Here is a 20,039-nt window from a genome sequence, read left to right as displayed (position 1 = left end):
CGTCCCCCCCCCCCCCCCCCCCCCCCCCCCCCCTCCCCCCCCCCCCCCCCCCCCCCCCACCCCCCCCCCCCCCCCCCCCCCCCCCCCCGCGCCCGCATTCTTGAATTCACCCGGACGAAACACCGAGGGCACAGGGACTTGCTCCGCCCGGGGCATAGGCCCCTATGGGGTATCGAGACCGCACCTGAGTTCGCCGGGCTGTCGACGATTCTCCCGTTTCCCGGGGCGTCGTTCGTCTTTCCGTCGCTATCGGCACGGTGAGCGTATAAAGCGCGGATAAACCCGGTGGCGCCCGTCCCGTGGATTCGGTCCTGGATTTCTTCCACGCCCGCAATGGAATGCTGGATTCCGGGCCGGAGCCCGGCCCGGATCCGGGCGCCATGAGGCGAGCCCTGACCATCCGACGCCGCATACGGCCGGTTATCAGCGCCCGCGCGAACCGCCCGGCGGTCGGTGGAGTGTTCCCAAGACCATGGCCCGGCACGGGCGTTCCGGTCACCCTTTCGTTCATTGAGTTCATGGGCCGTCGTCCAGGCGAAGGGAGGCGGGGGCCCGAGCCGGGCCGTGAGGCGGCTCCGCCGGCTGCTCCCGATGCGGTCGCCGGGACGGCCGAGGACGGCGGCACCGAGGGCGGCTCCGGCGATCGCCGTGGCCGAGGGCAGACCCTGTTGGGCCGGACTCGCGCCGAACTCCTCGGCGATCACCGGATTCGCCACACCGATGATGAAGAAGTCGGACCCGTCGAGCGGGATCCCGGGTCCGGCCGGCAGCCAGAACGCAGATGCAGCCGTGACATCGACGCGCTGTCGAGCGCGGAACCGAGAGAAGGGGCAGCCGGCAGTCCTGTCGATAGGCGGATACGAAGGGGGCGATTGGGTCGAACGCTCGATCGCCAGTAAGGGTCTCTGCCGGTGATCCCCGCCCTCGGAAGTGCTGCCTACCTGCCGCTCGGTCGCCCGCGGAGCGCTGTGCTCAGAGGCGGGCGCAATCGGGGCACAGGCCCCGGTACGTCAGCTCGACGCCCGACACGGTGAAGCCGAACCGCTCCGAGGCGGGCAGGTCGTCCAGGGGGTCGCCGACCGGGTGGACGTCCCGGATCGCGCCGCAGCCCGAGCACACCAGGTGGTGATGGGGGTGGTGGGCGTTCGGGTCGTAGCGCTTGGCCCGGCCGTCGGTGGACACCTCGGTCACCTCGCCGAGCGCGACGAGCTCGCCGAGGGTGTTGTACACGGTGGCGCGGGAAACCTCCGGCAGGCGGGCGGTGGCGCGCGCGAGCACCTCGTCCGCGGTGAGGTGGACATGCTCGCCGCTGAGCACCTCGGCGACCACCCGGCGCTGGGCCGTCATGCGCCAGCCGCGGCCCCGGAGTCGTTCCAGCAGATCGCTCATGCCCGCCACCCTAACCGTGCGCTCTCCGCGGAACCGGCCCATGTGGTTCCGGTGTCGCATTGACTTGGACTTTGTCCATCGTAGGATCGGTTCTGGTGACAACCAAGGGACAGGACGACAGCAGGGAAGCGCACGTGATGAAGGTTCCCGGACCGGGACCAGTGCCCTGACTGTTCCGCCGCCCGTTAGTTCCTGAGCACAGTGATCCGCCTGATCTGGAAGGATTCCCATGCCTGAGAACCATGACGCAATCGTCACTGATCCGAAGCCGGAGGGCGGAGGCGGCTGTCCGGTCGCGCACGAGCGCGCCCTGCACCCTACGCAGGGGGGCGGCAACCGCCAGTGGTGGCCCGAGCGGCTCAACCTGAAGATCCTCGCCAAGAACCCTGCCGTGGCCAACCCGCTCGGTGAGGAGTTCGACTATGCCGAGGCGTTCAAGGCCCTCGACCTGCCCGCCGTGAAGCGCGACATCGCCGAGGTGCTCACCACGTCGCAGGACTGGTGGCCCGCCGACTTCGGTCACTACGGCCCGTTCATCATCCGCATGGCCTGGCACAGTGCCGGCACCTACCGGATCAGTGACGGCCGTGGCGGCGCCGGCGCCGGCCAGCAGCGCTTCGCTCCGCTGAACAGTTGGCCGGACAACGGCAACCTCGACAAGGCCCGCCGCCTGCTGTGGCCGGTCAAGAAGAAGTACGGCCAGAGCCTCTCGTGGGCGGACCTGATGATCCTCTCCGGAAACGTCGCGCTCGAGTCGATGGGCTTCAAGACCTTCGGCTTCGGCGGCGGCCGCCCGGACGTCTGGGAGCCCGACGAGGACGTCTACTGGGGCCCTGAGACCACTTGGCTCGCCGACGAGCGCTACACCGGCGACCGGGAGCTGGAGAACCCCCTCGGTGCCGTCCAGATGGGTCTCATCTACGTGAACCCGGAGGGCCCGAACGGCACCCCGGACCCGATCGCCGCGGCCCGCGACATCCGTGAGACGTTCCGCCGTATGGCCATGAACGACGAGGAGACGGTCGCACTGATCGCGGGCGGCCACACCTTCGGCAAGACCCACGGAGCGGGCCCGGCGGACCACGTCGGCGACGACCCCGAGGCGGCCCCGATGGAGCAGCAGGGCCTCGGCTGGAAGAGTACGTTCGGCACCGGAAAGGGCGCTGACGCGATCACCAGCGGCCTCGAGGGCATCTGGACGAACACCCCGGTGACCTGGGACAACAGCTTCTTCGACATCCTCTTCGGCTACGAGTGGGAGCTGTTCGAGAGCCCCGCAGGGGCGCACCAGTGGCGGCCGAAGGGCGGCGCCGGGGCGGATACCGTGCCCGACGCCCACGACCCGTCGAAGCGCCACGCCCCGACCATGCTGACGACCGACCTCTCGCTGCGGTTGGACCCGGTCTACGAGCCGATCGCGCGGCGCTTCCACGAGGACCCCGAGGCCTTCGCGGACGCGTTCGCCCGCGCCTGGTTCAAGCTGACCCACCGCGACATGGGCCCGGTCGTCCGCTACCTCGGCCCCGAAGTCCCGACCGAGACGCTGCTGTGGCAGGACCCGCTCCCGGCGCGGACCTACGAGCTGATCGACGCGCAGGACATCGCCGCCCTCAAGGAGCAGGTCCTCGGCTCGGACCTGTCCGTGTCCCAACTGGTCTCCGCGGCGTGGGCGTCGGCCTCGTCGTTCCGCGGCAGCGACAAGCGCGGCGGAGCCAACGGCGGACGCATCCGTCTCCAGCCGCAGAGCGGCTGGGAGGCCAACGGCCCCGACCAGCTGGCGACGGTCCTGCGCACCCTGGAGGGCATCCAGCAGTCCTTCAACGCCGCGCGGTCCGACGGCAAGCAGGTCTCGATGGCCGACCTGATCGTGCTGGCCGGCTGCGCGGCCGTCGAGCAGGGTGCCAAGGACGCGGGATTCGACGTCCGGGTGCCGTTCACGCCGGGCCGCGTGGACGCCTCGCAGGAGCAGACGGACGTCGAGTCGTTCGCCGCGCTGGAGCCGGCCGCCGACGGGTTCCGCAACTACATCGGCAAGGGCAACCGGCTCCCGGCCGAGTTCCTGCTGCTCGACCGGGCGAATCTGCTGACCCTGAGCGCCCCCGAGATGACGGTCCTGGTCGGTGGTCTCCGCGTGCTGGGCGCGAACCACCGGCAGTCCTCGCTCGGCGTCTTCACGAACGCCCCCGGGACGCTGACGAACGACTTCTTCGTCAACCTGCTCGACCTGGGCACGACGTGGAAGGCGACGTCCGGGGACGCGAACACCTTCGAGGGCCGTGACGCCGTCACGGGCGAGCTCAAGTGGACCGGCAGCCGCGCCGACCTGGTCTTCGGCTCGAACTCGGAGCTGCGTGCCCTGGCGGAGGTCTACGCCTCCGACGACGCGAAGGAGAAGTTCGTCAAGGACTTCGTGTCCGCCTGGGACAAGGTCATGAACCTGGACCGGTTCGACCTCGGCTGATCCCGGCCTCCGGGCCGGCCCCTCACGGGCCGGCCCGGACGAGCGCCCGTGCGGGGGCGGGCACTCGGGACCGGGGCCCGCTCCAGGCTTTTGTGAAGGCCTTTCGACACGAGCCCCGACCGCTGCTCTTGCTGCTTCTTGCGGCGGGCTCAGCAACCGGGCGTGATGCCGGGCCGCACCAGTTCCTCCAGCAGCGGCCGGAAATGGGCGAAGTCACGGGCCTGGGAGCGCGGACCGTGCGGTCCCGGGTGCCCTGGGCGGTGAACTTGTTTCTCGCCCGCCGGTACGGCCCCGGACGAGGCCACCCACAAGGGCGCATCCCGCTCCAGGGGCGGCGGAGCCACCTGGGCCGGGGGCTTGTCGATCAGGCAGTGCCGGCTGCGGGGTTGCTCCCAGGTGTGCGGCTGGGCGGTCACCTTCAGCGGCGTGCCGGCCGCACTGAGCGACAGCGAGCCGCGCATCGCCGTACTCGCCGCCGGCGGCCGGACGAACGCCGAGATCGGCGAACTCCGGCACCTCGCCCGACGCACCGTCGAGACCCATCCGACCCACGTCCACCGCAATCTCGGCATCCGCCGCCGCGCGGAACTCTCCGCAGCCCTGGACCGCCTGCGGGAGGACGGGAAGCAGGCCCCGCCGCCCCGCCCGCCGACGCTGCGGCCGGTGCAGGTGTCCATGGACGGGCCGGTCCGTGCCTCCCCTGCCAAGGGCCGGTCGTCCCGCAACAGGGACGTTCGGGCCCTCTCCTACGGGAACGGTGAGCGGGCAGTGTGGACCGTGCCGGCGCATCCGCCGGCCGGGCATCTGCTGCGGCCCGGTGACCACCGTGGAGACGGGCGGACAGCCATGACCACCTATGTGTACGACTTCGCCGAAGGCGGCCGGGGCATGGCGGGCCTGCTCGGCAACAAGGGCGCGAACCTCGCGGAGATGGCGGGCATGGGACTGCCGGTGCCGCCGGGTTTCACGGTCACCACCGAGGCGTGCCGGGTGTTCCTGGCCACCGGTGAGCCCCCGCCCGGGATGGCGGCTCAGATCGACGACCACCTCGCGGCCCTGGAACGGGCGACAGGAAGGAGCCTGGGGCAGGCGGTCGACCCGTTGCTGGTCGCGGTGAGGTCCGGGGCGCGGGTCTCGATGCCGGGAATGATGGAGACCGTCCTCGATGTCGGGCTGAATGACTACTCGGTCCTCGGGCTGGCCAAGACGCCGGAGCGCGAACGGTTTGCCTGGGACTCGTACCGGCGCCTCGTGCAGATGTTCGGCACCACGGTCATGGGGGTCGACGGCGCCCTTTTCGAGAAGACCCTCGCCCGTGTGAAGGAGCAGCACCGGGTTCCGGACGACAGCCGGCTGGACGTCTGCGACCTCATCAGGATCGTCGAGTCGTTCCAGGACCTGATTCATGAGCGGACCGGCCGCGAGTTTCCGCAGGACCCGGCCGAACAGCTGCGGCAGGCGGTGCTCGCCGTGTTCGCGTCGTGGAACGGCGAGCGTGCCCGGCTCTACCGGCGCCGCGAGCACATCCCGGACGACCTCGGAACCGCGGTCACCGTCCAGACCATGGTCTTCGGCAACCTGGGGCCGGATTCCGGCAGCGGCGTCGCCTTCACCCGCGACCCGGCGACCGGTCGCCCCGGCGTGTACGGCGACTATCTCCCCAACGCCCAGGGCGAGGACGTCGTCTCGGGCGCCCGGACACCGGTTGCCGTGGAGGAGCTGGCGGCACTCGATCCGGAGTCCTTCGCGCGGCTACGCGAGTACTCGGCCCGTCTGGAGGCCCACTACCGCGATCTGTGCGACATCGAGTTCACCATCGAGCACGGCACCCTGTGGATACTCCAGACCCGGGTGGGCAAGCGCACGGCCCGGGCCGCCTTCGGCATCGCCTCGCAGCTGGCCGACGAAGGGCTGATCACGCCCCGGGAGGCCCTCGCCCGCGTCGACGGAGCGGGTCTGGCACGGCTGATGTTCCCGTGCTTCGCCACGACCGGCGCGGAGGACGTGATCGCCCGGGGCGTCCCTGCTTCGCCCGGCGCGGCGGTGGGCGCGGTCGTCTTCGACTCCGCGGAAGCGGTACGACGGGCAGGTGCCGGCGAGAAGGTCGTTCTCGTACGCGACGAAACCACGGCGGACGATCTGCCCGGCATGGTTGCCTCCCAGGCGGTGCTGACCAGTCGCGGAGGGAAGACCAGTCATGCAGCGGTCGTCGCGCGCGGCATGGGCAAGGTGTGCGTGTGCGGGGCGGAGGGCATCGTCGTGGATTCGCGGGCGCGCTGCTTCGTCACCGGGGACCTGACCGTCCCCGAGGGCACCGTCGTTTCCGTGGACGGCACCGAAGGGCTGGTGCGCCTGGGTGCCGTGCCGATGGTCGACTCGGAGGTCATGCGCTACTTCGAGGGCGGCGGTCGACAGCCGGCCCCTGGCGCCGAGGAGACGGTCCGGTACGTCCACCGGATGATGCGGGAAGCCGACGCGGCGCGGCGACTGGAGGTGCGGGCCAACGCGGACACCCCCGAGGACGCCGAGCGAGCACGCCGCTTCGGCGCCCAGGGCATCGGCCTTTGCCGTACCGAGCACATGTTCCTCGGCGACAGGCGTCCCCTTGTCGAGGCCCTGGTCCTCGCGCAGGGCGGCCCCGAGCGCGAAGCCGCACTGGCCGCACTCCTGCCGCTCCAGCGCCAGGACTTCGTCGGGATCCTGGAAGCCATGGACGGCCTGCCGGTGACCGTGCGCCTGCTGGACCCGCCCCTGCACGAGTTCCTGCCCGACCGCACGGAGCTGGCCGTCCGGGTCGCCCGGGCGGAATCCGGCGGCAGCACGCCCGACCCACGGGACGCCGCCCTCCTGGCCGCCGTCACCCGCATGCGCGAGGAGAACCCGATGCTGGGCCTTCGCGGCGTACGGCTCGGACTGGTCGTGCCCGGTCTCGTCGCCATGCAGGTACGGGCCGTCGCCGAGGCGGTCGTGACCCGCATACGGGCAGGCGGCGACCCCCGTGCCGAGATCATGGTGCCCCTCGTCGGAAGCGTGGAGGAGCTGCGGCTCGTACGGGACGAGGTGGACCGCGTCCTCGCCGCTGTGGCCACGGAAGCCGGCGTCGCGGTCGACTGCCCGGTCGGAACGATGATCGAGCTGCCCAGGGCGGCGCTGACCGCGGGCGACATCGCCGAGGAAGCACGGTTCTTCTCCTTCGGCACCAACGACCTCACCCAGACCACCTGGGGCTTCTCCCGCGACGACGTCGAGGCCGCGTTCTTCCCCGCCTACCTCGACAAGGGCGTCTTCCAGACGTCGCCGTTCGAGACCATCGACCAGGACGGAGTGGGCCGCCTTGTCCGCATCGCGGTGACCGAGGGCCGTGCGGTGCGTCCGGACCTGGGCCTCGGCGTCTGCGGAGAACACGCCGGTGACCCGGTTTCCGTCCGGTTCTTCCACGACGCAGGACTCGACTACGTCTCCTGCTCGCCGTTCCGGGTGCCGGTCGCACGACTGGAAGCCGGCCGGGCGGCTCTTTGAACAGGGGGCGGCGATGAGGGGCAACGCCGGGGACGGGCAGGATCGCCGGGGTCCTTGTCGGCGCGCACCGGAGCGTCCCGGCCGTCTTCGGGATCATCGCCTTGGGCGGCCCAGGGACGGCTCACGGACACGTGTCCCGACCTGCTGTGGGTGGTGTACCGGGTGGTCGGCCTGATGGCAGGGCGTGTTCCTCGCCTCGCTCCTCGCTCATGAGCCGGCGCACGCGGTCGTGGCCCGCCGGAACGGCGTCGAAGTCGACGACATCGTCCTGTGGCTGCTCGGTGGCGTGGCCCGGACCAGGACGGAGGCCCCCACACCGGCGGCCGAGCTGCGGATCGCCGGGGCGACACGGCTCTCCGCGTCTGTCGGTCCGTACCGGTCCCGGCTGCCCTCGCATGGCACAGTGTCCGCGGTTGACTCATTGCGGACATGCATGGACGGAAGGGTAGAAGCGTATGGGCGAGCAGGATCCGACTCCGCGGATCGTGGTGGGCGTGGACGGATCGCCCTCGTCGCACGCGGCGCTGCGCTGGGCCGTCCGGTACGCCGGTCTCGTGGGCGGCACCGTGGAGGCGGTCGCAGCTTGGGAGTTGCCCGGCGCCGAGTCCTGGTCCGCCCCGGCGGTCGACACGCAGTTCGACGAGGAAGAGGCCGAGCGCGGTCTCGTGGAGGAGGTCCGCACTGTGCTCGGTGAGGCCGGCGCCGCCCAGGTGCGTGAGCGCCTGGCGCGCGGCAACCCGGCCGAGATCCTGGTGAAGGCGGCGGAGGGCGCCGAGCTGCTGGTGGTGGGCAGCAGGGGGCGTGGCGGCTTCCGCCGGCTGCTGCTGGGGTCGGTGAGCCAGCAGGTGGCGCTCCACGCGCCCTGTCCGGTGACCATCGTCCGTCCGGATGCCGCGGTGGAGGCCGCGGCGCCCTGAGCCCGGCGGTGGGCGAGGCCGGTCGGACCCGGGTCCGACCATGACGTCTGCGATGGGTGCACTTCCGGCTCCGGGACCGGTGGGGTAACGGCTTCGGTCGTCCACACACTGTGGCGCCGAGGGCGAGGGCGGTGCCACGAGGCATGGTGGTGTGCGCGCTCATGTTCATCGAGGGGACAATCTCACGAGCCCTCTCCTGCCCTGCGTACGCGTCCTTCGGGGTGCTCGCCTACTACGCCATCGCCATCGCCAACGCCTCCGCCCGGACTCTCGCCCCGGACGAGGGCCGACCGGCGCGGATCGTCCCGGTCGTCGGGGTGGTCGGCTGCCTCGTCCTCGCGGTCGCCCTGCCGGCCTCGTCGGTGACCTCCGGCGCCGCAGTTCTGGCCTCCGGCGCCGCTGCCTGTGGGGTGCTTTCGCGGGGTGACCGCCCGCGGGGCGTGACCGCGGCGGAGCTGGAGGCGCGCGCATCCACGGTGGTCAGCCGGTGCGGCGGGAGCGGGCCCGCGCCAGCCCGCCGATGACCGCGCCGACCAGCCTCAGCAGCGGCCGCGGTGGCCCGGAATCGCGCGGTGGTCAGGGTGTATGCCTCGACGTCGGCGGACTGGGCCAGGTCGTGCGCTGCCGCTGGTGCGGCGAGTACGAGGTCTCCGAGCAGGGCGGCCGCGGCGGTGGCAAGCAGGCGACGAACGGACATGAAGCTGTCCATCGTGATCATGCCGTGGCTGGCCCGGGTCAAGCGCAAGGCCGGGCAGGAGATGAACTCCCGCTTGGTCGTCGCGGACGCCGCCGAGACCAAGCTGTGCGCCTGGCTGTCGGTGTCTACCTTCGCCGGGCTGCTGGCCTTTGCCCTCTTCGGCTGGACCCGGCTCGACCCGGTCGCCGGGTTCGTCATCGCCGCCTTCGCCGTCATGGAAGGCAAGGAGGCCTGGGAAGGCGAACTCGTCTGCGACGACGGCTGCGACGACGACAAACCCGCCGCGAACGGCACGACGACGTCGTGCTCGCACGGCTGCAACTGACCGGCCCGCCACGGACACTGCGCGGGCCCTTCCAGAAGCGGTCGTCGTCGATGCCGACGGGCACCTTCTCCGGCGGGATGCCCAGAAACTGCATTGGGCAGGTGGCGGGCTCCGGGCCGGTCGACGGCGGTCTGCGCCCACTGCGCGCCCCGGGTGCGACAACATCGGCGGCGGCCATTCGTTGCGCAGCTCATGGGACGGGAAAAGGCGAATGTGCGCTGAGTAACTACATGGATTTCGGGATGCCGGGGTGGTTCCCCAGTTCACGGACACAGGACTGGGAAGTCGGCCTTGACCCAAAGAGCACGGACGGCGGCGGCCTTGACATCGACGGAGTCGTCCTCAGTGCTCCATATCTTGGCCTGGACGGTGGAGTTGTTGACCGATGGCCAGCCCGGGTTCCCGGTGGCAGCGAAATCAGCCCACGCGCGCATCATGCGGCGTGCCAGTCCGTAGTCTGCGGTTGTGGGTGCGCCGCCGATGAGGAAAGCCAGGCAGTCGGTGTCGATGTTGCCGAAGACGAAGGGGATGTCCGCACAGTGCCAGGCCCGCACGATCCCGTTCGGACCGGTGCGCCGACGATCGAAACGCGATAGGAACGCCCGGCCGCCGGCTTGGGCGTGAAGCTCGGCGAGTCGGTTGCTGTACTCGCCGAATAGGAGATCCCCGAAAACGGCGAGGTAGACGTCGAGCACCGGGGCGTGGGGCATCGCAGCGCGATAGCCGGCCACCAGGCCGTCAGGGAGGTGGAAGTCTCTGGCGAAGAGAGCCAGCTGTTCATCGGTGGTGATTTTCGCGCTGCTGCCGACGGCGTCGAGCAGCCAGTACTCCTCTGTGGTGTGGCAGACCAGCAGGTCCACTTCCCGGGTCGCACCGGATGCCATCCCCGTGAGGGGGTCGGTGGGTAGGACGTCGCCATCAAGGACGGGGGCGTAGAGCGAAGGGTCGTAGTGGCGGGATCCAGAGGCGGGGTCACGCCGGTAGGCGTTGACCACCTTGTCGGAGGCGATGACCAGCTTCTGCGGAGTCGCAGATGTCAGGCCTTCGGGTGTGGCGGGGCAGCCCGCTGCCGCAGCGATCTCACGGGTGGTCGCCGCGGCGATTTCGAGCGTGTAGCAAGGGCTGGCGGCGCTGTGAGCGATGGCACGGTGGAACAGGCCGCGGGCGCGGTCCATCACCATCAGGCAGGCAACCGAGGCGGCCCCGGAGGACTGGCCGGCGACCGTGACATTGCCAGGGTCGCCACCGAAGGCCGCGATGTTCTCACGAACCCAGCGTAGGGCCGCGACCTGGTCGAGCAGGCCCCGGTTGTCCGGATAGGCGATTGCTCCGGCGGCGGGCACGTGGCCAAAACCTTCAAAGCCGAGCCGGTAGTTGAGGGTGACCACGACCAGACCGACGCGGGCCAGCTCGGTTCCGTCGAAGTCGGGTTGGGCTGAGGACCCGAAGGTGTAGGCACCGCCGTGGATCCAGACCAGGACGGGCAGACGGCCCCCCTCGGGGGCCGGGGTCCATATGTTGACGGTGAGGATGTCCTCATCGTCTGGTGACCACACGGGTGCGCCGGGCAGCTCTGCTGACTGCGGAGCGACCGGGCCGAAGGCCGTGCAGTCCCGCACTCCACTCCACGCCGGTGCCGGGAGAGGTTCCCGGAACCGATCGGCGCCGAATGGCGGGGCGGCATAGGGGATGCCAAGGACGGCGACGACTCCGGCAGAGGCCCGAAAACCTTGGACCGAACCATTCTTCGTCTTGAAGGTGTCCATCGGAATATTGCCTCTCGGTTGCCGGATCGCCGGGGAGCGCGAGGCTTCAGCTTGCCAGGAACCAGTCCGAACTCGCCGCGGAGAAACGACGGTTCTTCCGTCGACGCCAACGCCGGCCCCACATCATCCGCGGCTACTTCCACGGCTCCCACGTCCGTTACACCGTCGAAGAGAACCCTTTGAGCTTCTGATCAATAGTGGTGCCCCCTCGTGTGGTCGAGTGGTGCTCCCCGCCCGGACGGACAGGGTGGTGCAGCGCCGCGCGCCCGGAGATCACGGTGGTGGTCCAACCGGGCACGCGGCGACTCACGTGGCGGAGGCCGGGGAAGTCTCCGTGCGACGGTCGAGCCGCCCGCGCAGGTCACGCACCTGTCGCGCGGGGTGCCTTCAGGCCGCGCCGAGACGATTGATGTCGGCGTTGTGGAGGACCGACGGGCCGCTGCCGTCGAGCCGGACGGCGGTGATCATCGCGCGCCCCAGGGCGTCGGTCGTGGTCACGTGGTTGGGGACCAGGCGACGCAGCAGCGGGTACAAGGGGGCCGTGACCCGGTACAGAACCCGGTACAGGGGTGTCCTGGAGGGGGTGCCGCTCACGGGCTGGATGTAGCCGGGTCGGAACATGTACGCGCGGAACGGCATCGCCAGCAGCGCGTTCTCGGTGCGGCCCTTGACCCGCGCCCACATGAAACGGCCCGCCTCCGTGCTGTCGGTGCCCTGCCCGGACACGTAGACGAAGGTCGGTGAAGGGCTGGCGGCGCTCACGGCTCGGGCGGCGGCGAGTGCGTAGTCGTAGGTGATACGGGTGTACTCGTCCTCACGGCGGCCGGCGGCGGAGACACCCAAGCAGAAGAAGCAGGCGTCCAGATCCTTCAACTCGCCCCGGATGGCCGAGTAGTCGGTGAAGTCCGTGTGGACGATCTCCCGGACCTTCGGGTGCCCCAGGTTCAAGGGCTTGCGGACGACCACGAGTACCTCGGTGACGCCCTCGTCCAGCAGGCAGGCGCGCAGCGCACCGTGTCCGACCATGCCGGACGCACCGAAGATGACCACACGCATGACTGCTCCGGAAGTGAGGATGAACAGAGGGAAGAATGGAGGGGCTGTAATCAGGAGGTACCGCGGGTGAGCATGCCGGCGATGAGCGTCGCCAGGGTCTCCCTCAGCGCGAAGGAAAGGTCCATCCGCAATGTGGCCGGGGAGGGGTGGCCTCGTAGGTGGAGAGGATGGCTGCGGACGGCCGGGCATGGGTCCACATCGCACCCGCCACCATGATCGCCTGCGAGCACAGCTGCTCCGCCCGCCCTGTTCGGGCAAGGTGAACGCGCACCGACGCGGCCAGGCCGGAGTTGGCGAGGGCCGCTTCAGAGCGGGCGGCGGCCTCGGCAGAGACGTTGTGCTCCAGCACCCCCGCCTGCGCACCGGGTAGGTCACACAGCACCCGGCGCTTGGCCACGGACTGGGTGGGGGACAACAGCGAACATCTCCCTGCTCTCCGAAGGGCGGATCCGGGTGGATCTCCGGACCGCAGCTCCGCCAGTTCCGCCGTCCAGTCATCCAGCGGACGGCGGGCTGAGTCTCGAATCGGGGAAATCGGGTGCGCAGCTGGCTTCGGCGCCTCAGGACCGTTGGGATTGCTCCAGGGTGAGCGGGAACGTCGTGCCCGTGAGTTCCTCGGACATCGTCCACAGTCGCTTGGCGGCTTCGGAGTCGCTGGCCGCGGGGGTGCGGCCGACCAGTGTCGGGGCGCCGCGCAGCTCAGCGAAGCCCTTGGGACCGACGTAGCAGGCTCCGGGCAAATCCTGGGTGGCGGCGTACAGGGTCGGGAGCGCGCCCGCCTTGGGGTCCTGGGCCATCAGCTTGTTGCCGATGAGGAGGGACAGTCGAGCCAGCGGGTTACCGACGCGGCTTTGCAGGTTGGTCGAGGCCCAGCCGGGGTGTGCGGCCAGGGCGCGTACGGGTGATCCAGCACGTGTGAGGCGGCGCTGGAGTTCGAGGGTGAACAGCAGGTTCGCCAGCTTGGACTGGGCGTATGCGCGCGTCTGGTCGTAGTCGCCGGTGTGGTCGGGGTCGTCGAAATCGATGGCGTCGATCCGGCGGTGGGCGAGGGAGGACAGGGCCACGACGCGGTCGGTGATGTGCGGCAGGAGCAGGTTCGTCAGTGCGAAATGGCCCAGGTGGTTGGTGCCGAACTGCATCTCGAAGCCGTCTTTGGTCTGCTGCTGCGGGAGCATCATCACGCCCGCGTTGTTGATCAGCACATCCAGGGAGCCCTGCCAGGAGGCGGCGAACTGTCGCACCGAGGCGAGGTCGGCCAGGTCGAGCCGGCGGACTTCGGCGCTGCCGCTGATCATCGCGGCCGCGGCGCGGCCGCGGTCGGGGTTACGGACGGCGAGGACGACGTGCATGCCGGCCCGGGCGAGAGCTTGGGCGGTGATGATCCCGAGCCCGCTGTTGGCTCCGGTGATGACGGCCCTGCGGCCGGAGAGGTCGGGGAGGTCGGTGGCGTTCCAGTCAGTACCCATACCCTGAATGTAGACTCCGACAACAATGCTGTCAATGACAACAAAGATGGCGACGGCAACATTCCGGATATGCTGAGGGGCATGGTCAAACGCCCTTACCACCACGGAGACCTTCGCTCCGCCCTGCTGACCAGCGCAGAGCGCACCCTGCGAGAGAAGGGCGCCGCCGCGCTTGCCCTGCGGGAACTCGCCCGCGAGATCGGGGTGAGCCATGCCGCACCGGGGCGTCACTTCAAGGACAAGCAGGCGCTGCTCGACGCACTGGCGGTCGTCGGCTTCGAACGCCTGGCGGGCTCCCTGGAAGAAGCCGACAACGCCGAAGAGACGCTCGAGCGCCGACTCGTCTCGTTCGCAAGGACCTACATGGACTTCGCGCTCCACAACGCTGAACTGCTGGACGTGATGCAGACCCGTAAGTACGACCCGAACGCCCCGGAGGAGCTGACCGCAGCCGTCGACCGCATCATGGCGGCCTTTCTGCGGATGATCGCGGACGGACAGGACCGGGGCGAGGCCATCCCGGGGGATCCCGCCCGGGTCTCCCTCGTCGCGGTCGCCACCCTGCAAGGCCTCGCGAGCCTCGTGGCACACCGCTCATTCCCAGACGGCGCCCTGGAGGACCTCGACGAAGTCGTCCATCACCTGGTCCACGGCCTCGCCCCCCGCTGAAGTCCGGCCCGGGCCAGCAGAACCGTTCCACCACGCTTGTGCCGTTCGGGGACATGACCGGGGACAGCTGCAACGACATTCTCGTCCACAAGACCAACGGTGAACTCTGGCTGTACGAGCCGAAGTGCGGCAGCGGCGCCACCCTCCCGACGGCTCCGTCGAAGCGGATCGGCACCGGGTGGACGGGATACGCGTTCGTCAGCAGCGGCGACCTGAACGGCGACGGCATCGCCGACCTCCTCGCGCGGAAGGACGCGACGGGCGAGCTGTTCCGGTACGCGGGTACTGCGTCCGGCGGGCTCACCAAGGCCGTGAAGATCGGTTCGGGCTGGGGCGGCTGCACCCTCATCGGCACGGGCGACCTGAACGGCGACGGCAAGAACGACCTGCTGGGCCGGGACGCCTTCGGCCGCCGGTACCGGTACGACGGCACCGGCACCGGCACGCTCGGCACGCGCACCCAGATCGGCACCGGCTGGAGCGGGCACAACCTGTACTGACCGCAGCCGCGTCCGGGCCCCGCACCTCACACCGGATAGCGCCAGCCCGTGACTGCGGCATCGTTGGCGCGTCGGCGGAGGTCGACCACGTCCGCCGCCCAGAGCACCGCATGAAGGGCTGAGCGCGCCCCGGGACATCCCGGGGCGCGCGCTCGGGCACATTGACCCAACCTAGTCCGCCCAGGTCAGGCAGTACTGCAACGACTAGCCCCCGCGACACCACGAGTTCAGCCTCAGTAAAGACCGGAATTTCCGGCCGCGTGTACTAGGATCCGCAGCCAGTATCACTCGATCGACCGTTGCTCACCCAATCGATAGGAGGCCCGGTGATCGGCGTGCTCGTGACTTTCACGCAGACCGACAAGTTCGATCATTCAACTCTCGTAAAGATTGCCGGCGAACTCCGCGGACCGTTCGAAGGCATGGCCGGCCTTCGCTTCAAGAGCTTCATGGTCGACGAAGACGGAGTTCAGGCAAGGAACTTCTACCTGTGGGATAACGAGGAGAAAGGCCGCTCCTTCTTCACGGAGGAGCTCATCGGCAAGGTGACGGGGATTTATGGAGTCCCGCCCAAAATCGAATTCCTCGATATCGTGGGGTTCGTCGACAACTCTGGCACCTGATTCTCGAAGAAGGCTGTCGAACAAACCTTTGCTGTCCAGGCTGTTTTGGACCATCTGGGCATGCCACAGAACTTCCTCGCATGCGATCGAGACCAACCGCTGCTGCACAAGCCCGTGCGTGTCGCGCGGTCATCGGCGCCGTCCACGACTGACGCATTCCCGCTCGGGTGACTGTGCGGCGGGTCAGTGCTACCAGGGCGAGGAGCACGAGTGCGGCGATGACGATGTGCATGCCGGAGAGTGCGATCGTGCTGGCCGTATCGAAACCGGCGGTGAACGTCTGCGCTGTCGTGGCCAAAGCAGCACCCACCCCCACGACCTGGGCCGCCCGCAGGACGGCACGCCGTTCTCCGGCCGCCGCCAGCAGCAGCTCGGCGACCTGCAGTCCGGCGACACTCTGGTGGTCCCCGACCTGCAGGAACCTCGCGCCTCCGGGCGTGTGCCGAACCAGCTCACCGCCGGCTGACCGCTACCGCCGCACTCCGGAACATGGAGTTGATACGCCCCCGGCGACCACACACGGTCATCCAGGGGCTGGGTTCCTCGGGCACTGGCGACAGTCGAATACGAGAGCTCACCAGTACCAAGGCCGGTCTCCCGCCCGAGGCAGGACCAGCCCATGTTCGACACCCCCGCCACCGGATGCGGAGCCGGCCGGCTACGAAGACGCGACGAGTCTCCTTGAGGAGCCGGCGGTGACGATGCCGAATTGAGCATCCGCACGAAATCCACAGACGGCCTGGTCGACAAAGTGAATTGAACGACAAAGGGGAGCGAGGCTCGAAAAACCCGCCCGGATTACAATGCCGGGCACGTCATCAGGGACATGAAGGTTCACCCTGACGAGCCGAAGTCAGTGACGGCACCCGAGTTTCCCGAAGACCCTGCAGACGCTGGCGGCTTCGGTGCGGGTGGTCCCTTCGGGCTCCCGAGTGGGAAGACGGCCCAGTCGGAGTATCCGCAGCGATCAACAACACAGCGGCGTGTCCCGTTCATCTGTCTTATAGGCCTGTTGAGCTGACGACCAAGCGTGTCTCTCAATGGTCCCCCGGGCACGACCGAACCATGGCCAGGGAAGTACCCCGGGAGCCTCGCGTGCTCCATCGACGGACTCACTTGACCCAGAGAGCGGTGCACTCATGCGTCCTGACCGCGGATTCGGACCACTTCCCCAACGCGCCAAGCTGGTCACCGGCGTCTCCATGGCGGCACTGTCCCTGATGATGCTCGGCCTTGCCGCGCCCACCCTGGCCAGCGCACCCGGCCCCGTGACGGCGGGGGTGAGCAAGGCACCGGTACCGGGGAGCGACAGGTGTGACAAGTACCCGTACGGCGACCAGGCGTTCGGCGACGCGGCAGGCGACAACGGCGGAGATCGATGCAAGGGCCAGACCGGACCTACTGGACCAACCGGGCCCACTGGCGACCCGGGCCCCACCGGGTCGACGGGGCCTGCCGGCAGTACTGGTGCTACCGGGGCGACGGGCCCTGCTGGTACCACCGGTGCTACTGGGCCGACGGGGCCTGCCGGCAGTACTGGTGCCACCGGGGCGACGGGCCCGGCCGGTCCGACGACCACCTACACGCGCCCCGGGCCGGAGCAAACAGCGCCCCCGGGGGTTGCCACCCAGTCCATCATCACGTGTGACCCCGGAGACGTTGCCACCGGCGGCGGGGAGACGATCGTCGGCCCATGGCCGGGTGATTACAGCAGTCTCCCGCTCACCAGCGCCGGCGTGGCAGTCGGCTGGGTCGTGTCGATTGTCAATGGTGCCGACGAGGACGTCTTCGTCCAGGCCACTGTGGTGTGCGCCGACATCGCCCCTTAGCAAGGCCGCAGTGGTGACACCCGCCCTCCGCAGCGCGGCAGGTGATACCGGCACCCCTACTGGCGGGCTACTTGTTCCCTGTCGTCCGGGCCAGGGCTCCGGGGCCCGATCGAGGAGTCCACGGCCGGCAACTCGTCCAGCTGACCCGTCAACGGATGCCGCACCCGCTGGAACGTTTCCCGCCCGGCCTCCGCCCGAGCCCGTCCATCGGGCACGCTCACGTGCGGGAAGCAGCCGTCGACGAGGACGTCGCCGGCTCACTGGTGTACGAGGTGCACGGCGCTGGTGTGTACGGCCGGTTCAGTGTCGGGCGGGCTGTCTACCGGCCGTAGCCGCTGCCTGAAGGCATCCGGGTCGCCTGCGGGCATGCTCGACAGCGCTGCCTGCCGCACGACTTGGGATCGGCGACGAGCTCCGGCCCGGCGAGGGGCGCCCGTCCACCTTCACCCTCAGCACACCGCCCGTCGCCGCTTCGCAGGCGGCCTCGGTGCCCCCCACGGGTTCGTGGTAGGGGCGATGGGCGACGCGGGAGGTGTCGAGCAGGGAGATCAACTGCCGATAGGTGTCGTGGTCGGGCATACGGGGTCCCCTTGGGTACGGGGTACTGCGTCCGACGTGTCAGTGCCGACGGCACGAGTGCGTGCCTCGGTGCCCGGCGGGCCGGCGGACAGAGACGTGGCGCGATGGGTCCGTTCCACCGCCTGCCCCCAATAGGTCCCGGCGACCATCAGCGCCGCACCCAGACCGGTCAGCGGGCCGAAATGCTCGCCGCCGAGGGCCACGCCGACCGCCGCGGCCCATACGGGCTCCGTGCCCAGCAATAGGCTGGCGCGGCTGGCGGAGGTGCGCTGTACCGCCCAGGTCTGGGCAAGGAAGGCGAAGACGCTGCAGAACAGGGCGAGATACAGCAGCTGGGCCCAGGTCGCGGCGTGGGCGCGGACGAGGCCGGGCAGGCCGGACGCGGCCGGCCCCAGGAACAGCACCGTGCCGACCAGCGTCTGCAGCGTCGTCAGGTGCAGTGGCCGGACGGCCCGGCGCGCGGTGAGCCGGCCGACGAGTGCCACGTGCACCGCGCGGATGCCTGCCGCGGCAAGCATCAGCAGGTCGCCGAGGCGGGGCGCGTGGAAGCCGTTGCCGGACATCAGCAGGCCGACGGCCAGGACGCAGACTCCGGCGGCGACGTAGAACGCGGGGGGCAGACCACCGGGATGGCCCGAGCGATCCAGGAGAGGCGTGAGCACGATGGTCAGGCTGATGATGAGCCCCGCGTTGGCGGCACTGGTGTGGGCGACGCCGTACGTCTCCACCACCAGGACGGCCGCCTGGGTCAGGCCCAGCGGCACACCGGCGCGGACCTCGTCGCGGGTCCAGCGGCGCGGACCGCGGCGGGTGGCGCCGACCAAGCCGAGACAGGCGAGGGAGGAGAGCGCGTACCGGGCGAACAGGACGGTCAGGACGGGCAGGGCGGAGACGGCGGTCTGGGCGGACAGATAGCTGGAACCCCAGACGAGCGCGACCAGGAGGAGTACCGCATCGGTACGGCGAGCGTCGGACACCCGCCTACGGTGCACCAGACCGTCCCTGAAGCACAGAACCAGTGTCTAAAACGAACCTTTAGTATCCCTACATCATTGCGTACTCTGCGGACATGGACGAACGACAGCTGCGGATCCTGCGGGAGCTGGGCGAACTCGGCAGCGTCACCGCGGTCGCCGAGGCGCTGCTGGTGACGCCGTCGGCCATCTCGCAGCAGCTGCGGCTACTGCAGCGCTCGATCCCAGTGCCGCTGACCGAGCGCGACGGCCGGCGCCTGGTGCTCACCGACGCCGGACAGGCACTGGCGGGCGCAGCGGCCGACGTGGAGACGGCGCTGGCCAGGGCTCGGAACGCAGTGGAGGAGTTCACCGGCAGGCCGGACGGCGAGGTGTCGGTGGCCGCGTTCCACAGCGCAGGCGCAGCCTTCTTCCCGCTGCTGCTGCGCGCCCTGGCCCGGCCCGGTGCGCCCCGACTGGCGCTCGCTGACGAGGACGTACCGCAGGAGGAGTTCCCGCGGCTGACCCGGGAGTACGACCTTGTACTCGCGCACCGCCTGGACCACGCCCCGCCGTGGCCGCGCCCGGTGACCGTGACCACGCTGCTGCGCGAGCCGCTCGACGTGGCGATGCCGGCCGGCCACCGGCTGGCCCTCAGGCAGCGGGTGACACCACGGGACCTGGCCGACGAGCCGTGGATCACCGTGCACGACGGCTTCCCGGTCATGGCGACCATCGAGGCGATCTCCGCCGCGGCCGGGCGCAGGCTGCGGTTGGTCCATCGCATCAATGAGTTCGCGGTGGCCGCGGAAGCCGTTGCCGCGGGCGGAGGCCTTGCGCTGATGCCCCGCTGGACCATGCGCTCCCATCCGGCCCTCGTCCTGCGCCCCCTCAGCGGCGTCCGGGCCAGACGCCACATCGACGCCCTTTGCCGCCCCGAACGCACCGCCCGCACGGCGGTCCGCACGGTCCTCACGGAACTGCGCCACGCGGCCCGGACGATCCAGAACCATGACATCGCCGGGGATGACACCCACCCAGAACGGGCGCGGGGAGCTGGGCTACCAGCCACCTGAACTGATTGAGTCTCACCTCGGCGTGGCACCGTTGTCGTCCCGCGCGCAGGGCTTCCAGGAGCTGATCACGGTGCTCGACCGCTGCGGTTTCGGGGAGGTGCCCGTTTCGTAGGAGAGGTGTCCGGCTCAGGCGGTGGGGGTAGTCACTGTCCGGGTTGGCGTCGCTCTGAATTTCGCACACCCGCCCGATGGCGGATCGCCTAGGGTATGTGGC

The 20,039-nt window shown here is 69.9% G+C and carries 17 protein-coding genes; 10 read left to right on the top strand and 7 right to left on the bottom strand.

The features are described 5' to 3' along the window. Positions 1 to 972: 972 nt before the first annotated feature. The gene (locus tag ACZ4Z5_RS18515) at positions 973 to 1,389 is read right to left on the bottom strand and encodes a Fur family transcriptional regulator (RefSeq protein ID WP_468263768.1); all 417 of its coding nucleotides are present in this window, start codon (positions 1,387 to 1,389) and stop codon (positions 973 to 975) included. A gap of 229 nt (positions 1,390 to 1,618) precedes the next feature. Here ACZ4Z5_RS18515 and katG point away from each other — a divergent pair, with 229 nt between their 5' ends. After that, complete coding sequence (katG, locus tag ACZ4Z5_RS18510) at positions 1,619 to 3,850, top strand: catalase/peroxidase HPI (protein WP_468263765.1); 2,232 nt, start codon at positions 1,619 to 1,621, stop codon at positions 3,848 to 3,850. 149 nt (positions 3,851 to 3,999) lie between these two features. On the opposite strand, the gene ACZ4Z5_RS18505 is transcribed toward katG, so the two are convergent. Then, positions 4,000 to 4,266 (bottom strand): hypothetical protein, encoded by a 267-nt coding sequence (locus ACZ4Z5_RS18505; protein ID WP_468263762.1) that lies wholly within the window; start codon positions 4,264 to 4,266, stop codon positions 4,000 to 4,002. Between the two features lie 430 nt (positions 4,267 to 4,696). Here ACZ4Z5_RS18505 and ppdK point away from each other — a divergent pair, with 430 nt between their 5' ends. The 4 genes from ppdK (at position 4,697) to ACZ4Z5_RS18485 (ending at position 9,308) form a co-directional block, all read left to right on the top strand. Then, positions 4,697 to 7,369 (top strand): pyruvate, phosphate dikinase, encoded by a 2,673-nt coding sequence (ppdK, locus tag ACZ4Z5_RS18500; RefSeq protein WP_468263819.1) that lies wholly within the window; start codon positions 4,697 to 4,699, stop codon positions 7,367 to 7,369. Between the two features lie 455 nt (positions 7,370 to 7,824). Then, a complete protein-coding gene (locus ACZ4Z5_RS18495) occupies positions 7,825 to 8,286 on the top strand; it encodes a universal stress protein (RefSeq protein WP_468263759.1) in 462 nt (153 codons plus the stop codon). 161 nt (positions 8,287 to 8,447) lie between these two features. Then, a complete protein-coding gene (locus tag ACZ4Z5_RS18490) occupies positions 8,448 to 8,810 on the top strand; it encodes a hypothetical protein (protein ID WP_468263756.1) in 363 nt (120 codons plus the stop codon). 171 nt (positions 8,811 to 8,981) lie between these two features. Then, positions 8,982 to 9,308: a hypothetical protein gene (locus ACZ4Z5_RS18485; protein ID WP_468263753.1), complete on the top strand. Its 327-nt coding sequence runs from the start codon at positions 8,982 to 8,984 to the stop codon at positions 9,306 to 9,308. Between the two features lie 263 nt (positions 9,309 to 9,571). Here the strand turns inward: ACZ4Z5_RS18485 and ACZ4Z5_RS18480 are convergent, their stop codons facing one another. The 4 genes from ACZ4Z5_RS18480 to ACZ4Z5_RS18465 form a co-directional block, all read right to left on the bottom strand. Then, positions 9,572 to 11,074, bottom strand: coding sequence for a carboxylesterase/lipase family protein (locus ACZ4Z5_RS18480; protein ID WP_468263750.1), 1,503 nt, complete (start codon positions 11,072 to 11,074; stop codon positions 9,572 to 9,574). Between the two features lie 387 nt (positions 11,075 to 11,461). After that, the gene (locus ACZ4Z5_RS18475; RefSeq protein ID WP_468263747.1) at positions 11,462 to 12,130 is read right to left on the bottom strand and encodes an NAD(P)H-binding protein; all 669 of its coding nucleotides are present in this window, start codon (positions 12,128 to 12,130) and stop codon (positions 11,462 to 11,464) included. Positions 12,131 to 12,233: 103 nt separating this feature from the next. Further along, positions 12,234 to 12,545, bottom strand: coding sequence for a hypothetical protein (locus tag ACZ4Z5_RS18470; RefSeq protein WP_468263744.1), 312 nt, complete (start codon positions 12,543 to 12,545; stop codon positions 12,234 to 12,236). Positions 12,546 to 12,690: 145 nt separating this feature from the next. Next, a complete protein-coding gene (locus ACZ4Z5_RS18465; protein WP_468263741.1) occupies positions 12,691 to 13,596 on the bottom strand; it encodes an oxidoreductase in 906 nt (301 codons plus the stop codon). Positions 13,597 to 13,677: 81 nt separating this feature from the next. Between ACZ4Z5_RS18465 and ACZ4Z5_RS18460 the strand changes: the two genes are divergently transcribed. From ACZ4Z5_RS18460 to ACZ4Z5_RS18445, 4 genes are all read left to right on the top strand, one after another. Beyond that, positions 13,678 to 14,265 carry a TetR/AcrR family transcriptional regulator gene (locus ACZ4Z5_RS18460; protein ID WP_468263738.1) on the top strand — a complete coding sequence of 196 codons (588 nt, stop codon included), beginning with the start codon at positions 13,678 to 13,680 and terminating at the stop codon, positions 14,263 to 14,265. 53 nt (positions 14,266 to 14,318) lie between these two features. Continuing rightward, positions 14,319 to 14,765: an FG-GAP repeat domain-containing protein gene (locus tag ACZ4Z5_RS18455; RefSeq protein WP_468263736.1), complete on the top strand. Its 447-nt coding sequence runs from the start codon at positions 14,319 to 14,321 to the stop codon at positions 14,763 to 14,765. A 326-nt stretch (positions 14,766 to 15,091) separates the two neighbouring features. After that, positions 15,092 to 15,388: a hypothetical protein gene (locus ACZ4Z5_RS18450; RefSeq protein ID WP_468263733.1), complete on the top strand. Its 297-nt coding sequence runs from the start codon at positions 15,092 to 15,094 to the stop codon at positions 15,386 to 15,388. Between the two features lie 226 nt (positions 15,389 to 15,614). Beyond that, positions 15,615 to 15,854, top strand: coding sequence for a hypothetical protein (locus ACZ4Z5_RS18445; protein WP_468263730.1), 240 nt, complete (start codon positions 15,615 to 15,617; stop codon positions 15,852 to 15,854). Positions 15,855 to 17,765: 1,911 nt separating this feature from the next. On the opposite strand, the gene ACZ4Z5_RS18440 is transcribed toward ACZ4Z5_RS18445, so the two are convergent. Beyond that, positions 17,766 to 18,773 (bottom strand): DMT family transporter, encoded by a 1,008-nt coding sequence (locus tag ACZ4Z5_RS18440; RefSeq protein WP_468263728.1) that lies wholly within the window; start codon positions 18,771 to 18,773, stop codon positions 17,766 to 17,768. Positions 18,774 to 18,865: 92 nt separating this feature from the next. On the opposite strand from ACZ4Z5_RS18440, the gene ACZ4Z5_RS18435 reads away from it, so the two are divergent. Continuing rightward, positions 18,866 to 19,825 (top strand): LysR family transcriptional regulator, encoded by a 960-nt coding sequence (locus ACZ4Z5_RS18435; RefSeq protein ID WP_468263725.1) that lies wholly within the window; start codon positions 18,866 to 18,868, stop codon positions 19,823 to 19,825. Positions 19,826 to 20,039: the final 214 nt, after the last annotated feature.

This window comes from Streptomyces sp. NPDC030222 (assembly GCF_055573115.1).
The sequence above is the reverse complement of the archived record's forward strand: the minus strand, read 5'-3'. Positions and strand labels throughout refer to the sequence as shown.